The organism is Dapis hubbardiae BLCC-M172, assembly GCF_050016015.1.
Lineage (GTDB): Bacteria > Cyanobacteriota > Cyanobacteriia > Cyanobacteriales > Microcoleaceae > Trichodesmium.
In genome coordinates, this window is record NZ_JBNHEQ010000240.1 from 7,925 (window position 1) to 14,859 (window position 6,935).

General features: G+C 36.3%; 5 protein-coding genes. All 5 read right to left on the reverse strand.

The features are described from left to right. Positions 1–291: 291 nt before the first annotated feature. Positions 292–1,539 carry an MFS transporter gene (locus ACP6PK_RS22095; RefSeq protein ID WP_426562703.1) on the reverse strand — a complete coding sequence of 416 codons (1,248 nt, stop codon included), beginning with the start codon at positions 1,537–1,539 and terminating at the stop codon, positions 292–294. A gap of 674 nt (positions 1,540–2,213) precedes the next feature. Beyond that, the gene (locus tag ACP6PK_RS22100) at positions 2,214–3,383 is read right to left on the reverse strand and encodes a 2-deoxy-scyllo-inosose synthase (RefSeq protein ID WP_426562705.1); all 1,170 of its coding nucleotides are present in this window, start codon (positions 3,381–3,383) and stop codon (positions 2,214–2,216) included. Positions 3,384–3,474: 91 nt separating this feature from the next. After that, a complete protein-coding gene (locus ACP6PK_RS22105; RefSeq protein ID WP_143438594.1) occupies positions 3,475–3,714 on the reverse strand; it encodes a helix-turn-helix domain-containing protein in 240 nt (79 codons plus the stop codon). A 1,078-nt stretch (positions 3,715–4,792) separates the two neighbouring features. Next, positions 4,793–5,149, reverse strand: coding sequence for a DUF4189 domain-containing protein (locus ACP6PK_RS22110; RefSeq protein WP_094678757.1), 357 nt, complete (start codon positions 5,147–5,149; stop codon positions 4,793–4,795). A gap of 87 nt (positions 5,150–5,236) precedes the next feature. After that, the gene (locus ACP6PK_RS22115) at positions 5,237–6,043 is read right to left on the reverse strand and encodes a pentapeptide repeat-containing protein (RefSeq protein WP_094678759.1); all 807 of its coding nucleotides are present in this window, start codon (positions 6,041–6,043) and stop codon (positions 5,237–5,239) included. Between the last annotated feature and the right edge of the window lie 892 nt (positions 6,044–6,935).

Below are 6,935 nucleotides of genomic sequence, written 5' to 3' on the forward strand. Positions count from 1 at the left end.
GGTTTATAAAATTAGTTTAAGTTTGTGCATTCAGCAGATTTAAAAAATATTTCCATCCGATTTCGGGTAAATATATTACAAAATTGGTAACACAAGCATCCTGCTTGTTACAGGCTGGAAGCCTGTGTTACACGGTTTATAAAATTAGTTTAAGTTTGTGCATTCAGCAGATTTAAAAAATATTTCCAGAAGAAATAATATTTCCTGATATTCAATAGTTAAGGTTTTAACCAGAGGTAATTATCAATTATCAATTATCCATTATCAATTAATGAATTATTCCTTCCTAAACTAATCAGTAGTCACAAAAAGTCTACTAATTAACCCTAAACTCAAAACAGAAAAACCAGCAGCAGCATAAAAAACTCCAGCCATTCCCCAAACTCCAAAAGCAACTCCAGCTAATAACGGACCTAATGCTTGTCCGATAGATAAAACCGTAGCATTAACAGCCATAAAACCAGCGCGATAATCTTGAGGAGCAAATTTTCCTAACAATGCCTGAGTAGCAGGAAAACACATTCCATGAGCAGCTCCAAACAAAATACTAGGAATTATTAATAACCACATATTTTGTAGCAATGGAGTAATTATTACTGCCAAAGTATAAAGTACAAATGAAACTTTAATTAGGGTAAATTCTGATAGAGATTGGGGAAATAATGCCACCTGAGAAGAAACAAATGCTAAAGATAAAGCCATAGTTGCTAAAATAATTCCAATTGCCACATGAGAAGCTTCAAAAACATCTCCAGCTAACATCGGAATATAAGTAAAATAAGGACCAAACAGCAATATAAATAAAGCAACTACTGCAAATAACAATCCTAATACCTGACTATTATTAACACTATGCCAAATATTTCTTAAATATACTTTCAAACGAAATTTTGGTGGTTTTTCAAATGAGGGTAATTCTAGGAAAAAAATCACAGCAAGTACAATGGGAACTGCTAACAATGGCAATAAAAAAGGATAACGCCATCCCCATGTTGCTAAACCCCCACTAATTAAAGGATACACTGCCAAACTCATGCCAATCATACTAGCGTTGAATGCCATTGCGGATGTCAGACTCTTGCCTGTATACAAATCGCTGATTAGTGTTAGTGCTAAAGCTTCTAAACTAGCTGCTCCCACACCTTGCAGAAATCGCAATTCTAGTAATGTCCGAAAATTGGGAGCAAAACTACAAGCAACACCAGCAATAGCAAATAGTAATAAAGAAGGAATTAAAATTTGTTTTCTACCGAAGCGATCTGCTAAAACTCCAGATATGGGAGTTCCGATGGCGATAGGTACAACAAATGCTGTAATTACTAATCCCACTTTTTCCGGTGGAACTTCCAGTGCTGATGCCATTGTTGGCAATACAGGTCCGATACTACTTGAACCCAAGACTGCCATCAATGTTATACCAATAATGATTTGTAGGTTTCTATCTAAGTAAATTTTTGTACTGTGACTGAGAAATTTACTGTTTTCCATTGCTTGACTTTCCTGGTAAATTACTAAAGCATTAATGTAGTAAACTGACACGCCGAAAAATGTAGGTTGGGTAGAGGAATGAAACCCAACAATAGATTAGTGTAGGGTGCATTAGACTTACAATCTAAGGTTTGACAGGTTTTTCACAATCTGTCGTAACGCACCATTTTAGTCTTGGTGCGTTACGCTACCGCTAACACACCCTACTAAAGTGACACAGCTAAAACTGTGCATTAGGGAGTAGGGGAGTAGGGGAGTAGGGGAGAAAGATTTTTGTTGGGTTTTTCCGTTGGAAATGCTCCGCAAACGTCCCATGCTGCGCAATGAATCGCGCAAACAACCCAACCTACATCTATTGCACCATTTAAGGTGTGTCAGTCTACTACTAGAATTAATTATCCTATTGTTGGTTTGAGGAACGAAACCTAACCTACGCTTATTGCACTAAAGTTTTATGCTACACTAACAATTAACTCTACTCCTCCTTCAGGGATTCGTCCCTTATTCCACTGAAAACCTTTGTCAGACAGGAAAGAGGTTGTAGGGAAACAGGGGAAAAGGGAGTATTTCGACGATTAAATGCCCATAAAATCGCGATTTTTCTTCCTTTCCCTTTTCTTTTCCTAAAATGTTCTTGTTTCCCATCATTGCACTTATAAATAATCCTAGTTTTTACTCCATTTGAACTATTTCAACTGAGGAGAAGTAGAGTTAAATTTCTGCAATTATGCAGTAGTAACTGCAACTTTTCCAGTTGCTTTTTGGATGAAATTATCTAGAACTTTTTCAACCAATTCAAGATCTACTGTTGCCAAATAATCTCCCTCTGGGTTATAACATTGACCAATTTTTTCTAAGATAACAAACCGGATATCTTCCCCAGTTTTCTTATTATCTGCAATCATCGCCTGCATTAATAAATTAGTAGTAACATTCTCAGGCCAAGGATTATTAAATCCTAGTTTTTCTTCAATAAAATGGTAGTGTAAATCTACATCTTTTTGGGAAATTAACCCCATTTCTTTCGCTAGTTCCGCTGCTATTTTCATACCATAAGAAACTGCTTCTCCATGAGATAGTTTTCCTCTTAGTAACCATTCCAAACCATGACCAAAGGTATGACCATACTCTAGAATAATTCCCAAATGTTTTTCAGTGGGGTCTTGCTTAAGTATTTCTAGTTTGGAGAGAATAATTTTATAAGCTAGGTCAGTTAACTGCTGGTCAGAAAAATTAAGCTCAGGATTAAGAGTATTTTCTAAATAATCCAAAAAGCTAGGTTCAGCAATAAAACCATTTTTAATCCCTTCAATAATTCCACATCTCTTAGAAAAAGCAGGCTCTGTTTTTAAGTATTTTGTATCTGCCCAAATAAACAGAGGACTATGATAAAGACCAAAGTGGTTTTTGCCAGCTGAACCATTAACAGCTTGTTTATTACTGAGGGTACTGTCAGTTTGACCAGTCATACTTGTGGAGATTTCGATAAACCGAATTCCACGGTAAATTAATCCAGCAACTAAACCAACAATATTTCCTACTGTTCCTCCACCAAAGGCAACTAATAGGGATTTTTTAGATACTCCTTCAGCAATTAATGTTTCACATATTTCTTCTAAGACTGGGAAGTATTTACACTTCTCACCAGGAGGTACTATTTCCAGAATACAATGATATTTTGCATTCAGTTCGTGGAAGATTTCCTTTCCATAAAGTTCCAACAGATTTTCCTCTGTGAAGAAGAATATTTTGTCGAAGTCATGTTTTGAGAATTCGTTGACAAGATGTTCCTTGATATCGTATCCGAAATAAAATGGACTGGGTTTGAGTAGCTCGGTGTTGAGTTCAACCATTTTTCCTGGAGTCCATTCTTGTGTCATGTTGTAATCTATCATTAGTTCCCCTTTGTAGATAAAGTATGAATTGCTTTAATTTATATAGTGAACTAATTGATATAAAATGTCAGTAGATTAAATCTACAATTTCCTACAATATGCGATCGCGTTGTAGTCTGGCCTTAATTTCACCAGCTAATTGTCTAGCTTGAAGATTGGGATTACCATCTTTGCTGCACCATTGGCGAACAGTTTGGGGTTGCACTCCCATCAACTCGGCAAAATCATTTCTGTGAAACCCTTCTAACTTTTCCTGTAGTTCAAAGAGTAGTTGCACTGGGTGATAGTCAGATACTTGTATTCTTGCTAAATTGAATATTGTTTTAGGCATTGTCTCAATTTCCTTTTGTTCCCAACATTGGTGGATCGATTGAAATGACCTTTTCCCACCCTTAACTGCGAGCAGTACAACGGTAGCTTTTTTCAATTTAGAGGCTGTTTGCGATGAATCCGTGGAAACCTAACCTTCCTATCCCCCCTAACCACCCTGGGAAAGGGGAGAAGAAGGGAATGGGGGTTTCTCCTACAAGGAGAGAGGTTTTTATGAGTTTACAAACAGTCTCTTAAGTATAAATTTTTAATAAAGAAAGCTGGATTTACCCATGGCAAGTTTTTCCAAGCTATTTGGGCTTAAATCAATCATTATTTTTTTGTAATTTTCTACTTAAACTTAGTTTAGAGCCTAATTTACTAATTGAGATGTATTCTCAATATTTTTTAAAATTCTCAATAAACCCAATAAATTTGGGGTTTATTGAGAATAGGATGCGATCGTCAGTCAAACTATGAGGAGCGGTATTACTTGATTAGGACTTACGCACTACAATGTATTTTCGTCATTGCAACCGACAGGGTTTGCGGAGCAGTCCGGAACGGATAGCAATCTCAGATCCTAGTTTTTCGTATCTCATCCGTAAGTCCTGTTGATAAGCGACCACTATAAATCAAACCAAAGTCTTAAGTAAAGTTAGCCCTTGGCAAGATGAATAAAACTTAATCGGTCTAGAAACAAATTTTTGATAATTCTGTATAGCTCAATACTCTATGCAAATACTATCCACTTATTAAAATAAATATTATTAAGCTTATATTTTGCCTACCTACTGGAATGGCACTTATGCAATGGTGGTGACGACGCATTGTTAAATATGGACTCGCAGTAATTAAGGTAGTGGCGTCACACGCCTAAAATATTGCAATAGTAGGGGCGGGTTCGGCGTTAAGTTAATGGCGTTACACGCGATCGGGTGAACCCGCCCCAGCCCAAATAATCTCATGCACATTCATTAGCTGTGTCAGTCCAGTAGGGTGCGTTTTGCTGCGCAACATGAAAAGGGGGTGAATTTAATGATGGCGTAGTTGAGTTAATATTGTTCCCGCGTAACGCACCGATGTTCCTGCTAGTTAGTTTACTTGCTACAAACTGACTTTACTAACTTACAGGAAGTCTTGCCACAGGCTTTAAACGCTCTTTCTTTTGCCTCGCCTTCTGTATCACCTCGTCCCGAATACCATGTGTAATTATCTTTGACAACTGCTCCACACTCATTATCCAATGTTATCACAACTTCACAACCTGCACCGCATTTGCTTATTGCTTCTTTCTTTGCCTCAGCGCGAGTTGAACGGTTACTTGCCAATCCGTAAGTTGTCCTATCAGAAGAGATAGCGATCGCTCCATGCTTACCTTGGGCGAGAGCAGAATCTATAAATATGCCTTGGAGTAATATCAAAATTGCTGCTGTGAGCTTAAGTTGCTTGTTCATAAAAAATCCTACATTGTTAAAATACTAAAGGTTTCTATAAGCTTAGACCTATATTTTTGGTCAAAGTCCTGCAATATACTACACAGATTAGGAATCGTTAAATTTTGCTCTTCGGTCGATTAGTTTTTTCTTCGTTGGTTCATTAATTTCATCAATTTTTATCCCCTTCAATGTTGATCCCCACAGTTCAGCCTCAGTTAAATTAGCCCCACTTAAGTCAGCACATTGTGTTTCTTTTTTCTGAAGATTCCATCCCAAGCAAGCAAGCAGTTCTCCTTCTCTACTAAAAGGAATAATATGCCATCCCATCCAAGGCAACCAACCCCAATCAGCATCTTTCTGGTATGTATGACAAGATAAATCCGCGTAGTTGAAATTAGAGTTTTTTAAGCCAGCATTTTTAAAGGTAGATCCTCTTAAATCTCCCTTTGTTAATTGTGCTTCTTTAAAACTGAAACCTTTAAAATTTGTAAGTTTTAAATTAGCTCCATGATAAAAAATATCAGATGATTCATTCTTCAAACTTTTATCACCGTTAAAATTTTTTGGTATCTCTAATTTATTTAGAAAAAGTACAATACCAGCTTTTCTCGGGCTACCACTGATTTCCCTAAGAACAACTAATGTCATATTGTGAATTAACTGGTACTCTTTACTTTTTGTTTCCTTGTAATCTTGGTTATAGCGAATTTCTTTCAGGGCAGAGAAATAATTTTCAGCAATTTTTTGTTCGTTAGTATCTGTGGATTTACGATCTTGTCTTAGTTCACTTTGATAGTTTATATAAAGACCGAAAAGCCAAGCAACAAAGCTAATAAATAATGGTAGAGGTAATTTTTTAATCACCCCAGAAATAGTTGTTAGAATCTCCCAATATTTTTCTTTATAGTTCATTATTACCTTCCTCCAATTTCTGATTATAAGTAGGTAGGAAAGAAATATTCATGCAGTCGAAAACCTTGAGATTCCAATCCGTTCCAGTCGCTTCGGACGTACTTTTAAATTTTCACACCTACCTACTTAGGTTATTTAAAACAAACAATATCCTGATCCGCCGCAGGCGGAAAAGTTGAAAATAAAAATGGTATATAAAGTTAGCCCCTCCTGTATCTCCAGGGCTGATTCATTGTCACAAAATGGATAGTCATTTAACTCTTTAGTCAATCCATCTTCAACTTTCTGTAATTGTAGAGAAAACCCAAAATTTGGAATAGTTTATAAAAGAGAAAAGTTAAGCAGATACACAAAATTAATTACACAGAAGTATTCTGAATTCCGACTTCTGAGTTTTAACTCCTTCTGACTCCTAAATCATAAAATAATATCATGTCCGTTTGAATAGTTATGATTAAAGGAATAGGAGAGACAGGAGTGGGAGAAGTTAAAATGCACCCTTTTTCTTATATTCTTATTATAACAATTTGATAAATAATTTGCGATGAATATCTGTTGCCTGTTGCTTGTTGTCTTTTGCCTATTTATTGTTGCCTATAACTAGAATTGTGTACCTGCTTATTTCAAATTGGTACTAGTAAGGAACTGAAATTGTAGCGATCGCGCGGTTATCCAGACACAATATAATTACAGCAGTTTTCGAGTCAATAACACACCTAAAATATTGCAATAGTAGGGGCAGGTTCCACGTTAAGTTAATGGTATTACAAATTATCAGATGAACCCGCCCCCGCGCCAATAATAATCTAATTCACACTCATTAGCTGTGTCAGTCCACTACTAGAGCGACACATATTCAATGGTGCGTTACGACATATTGTTAAATACCTTT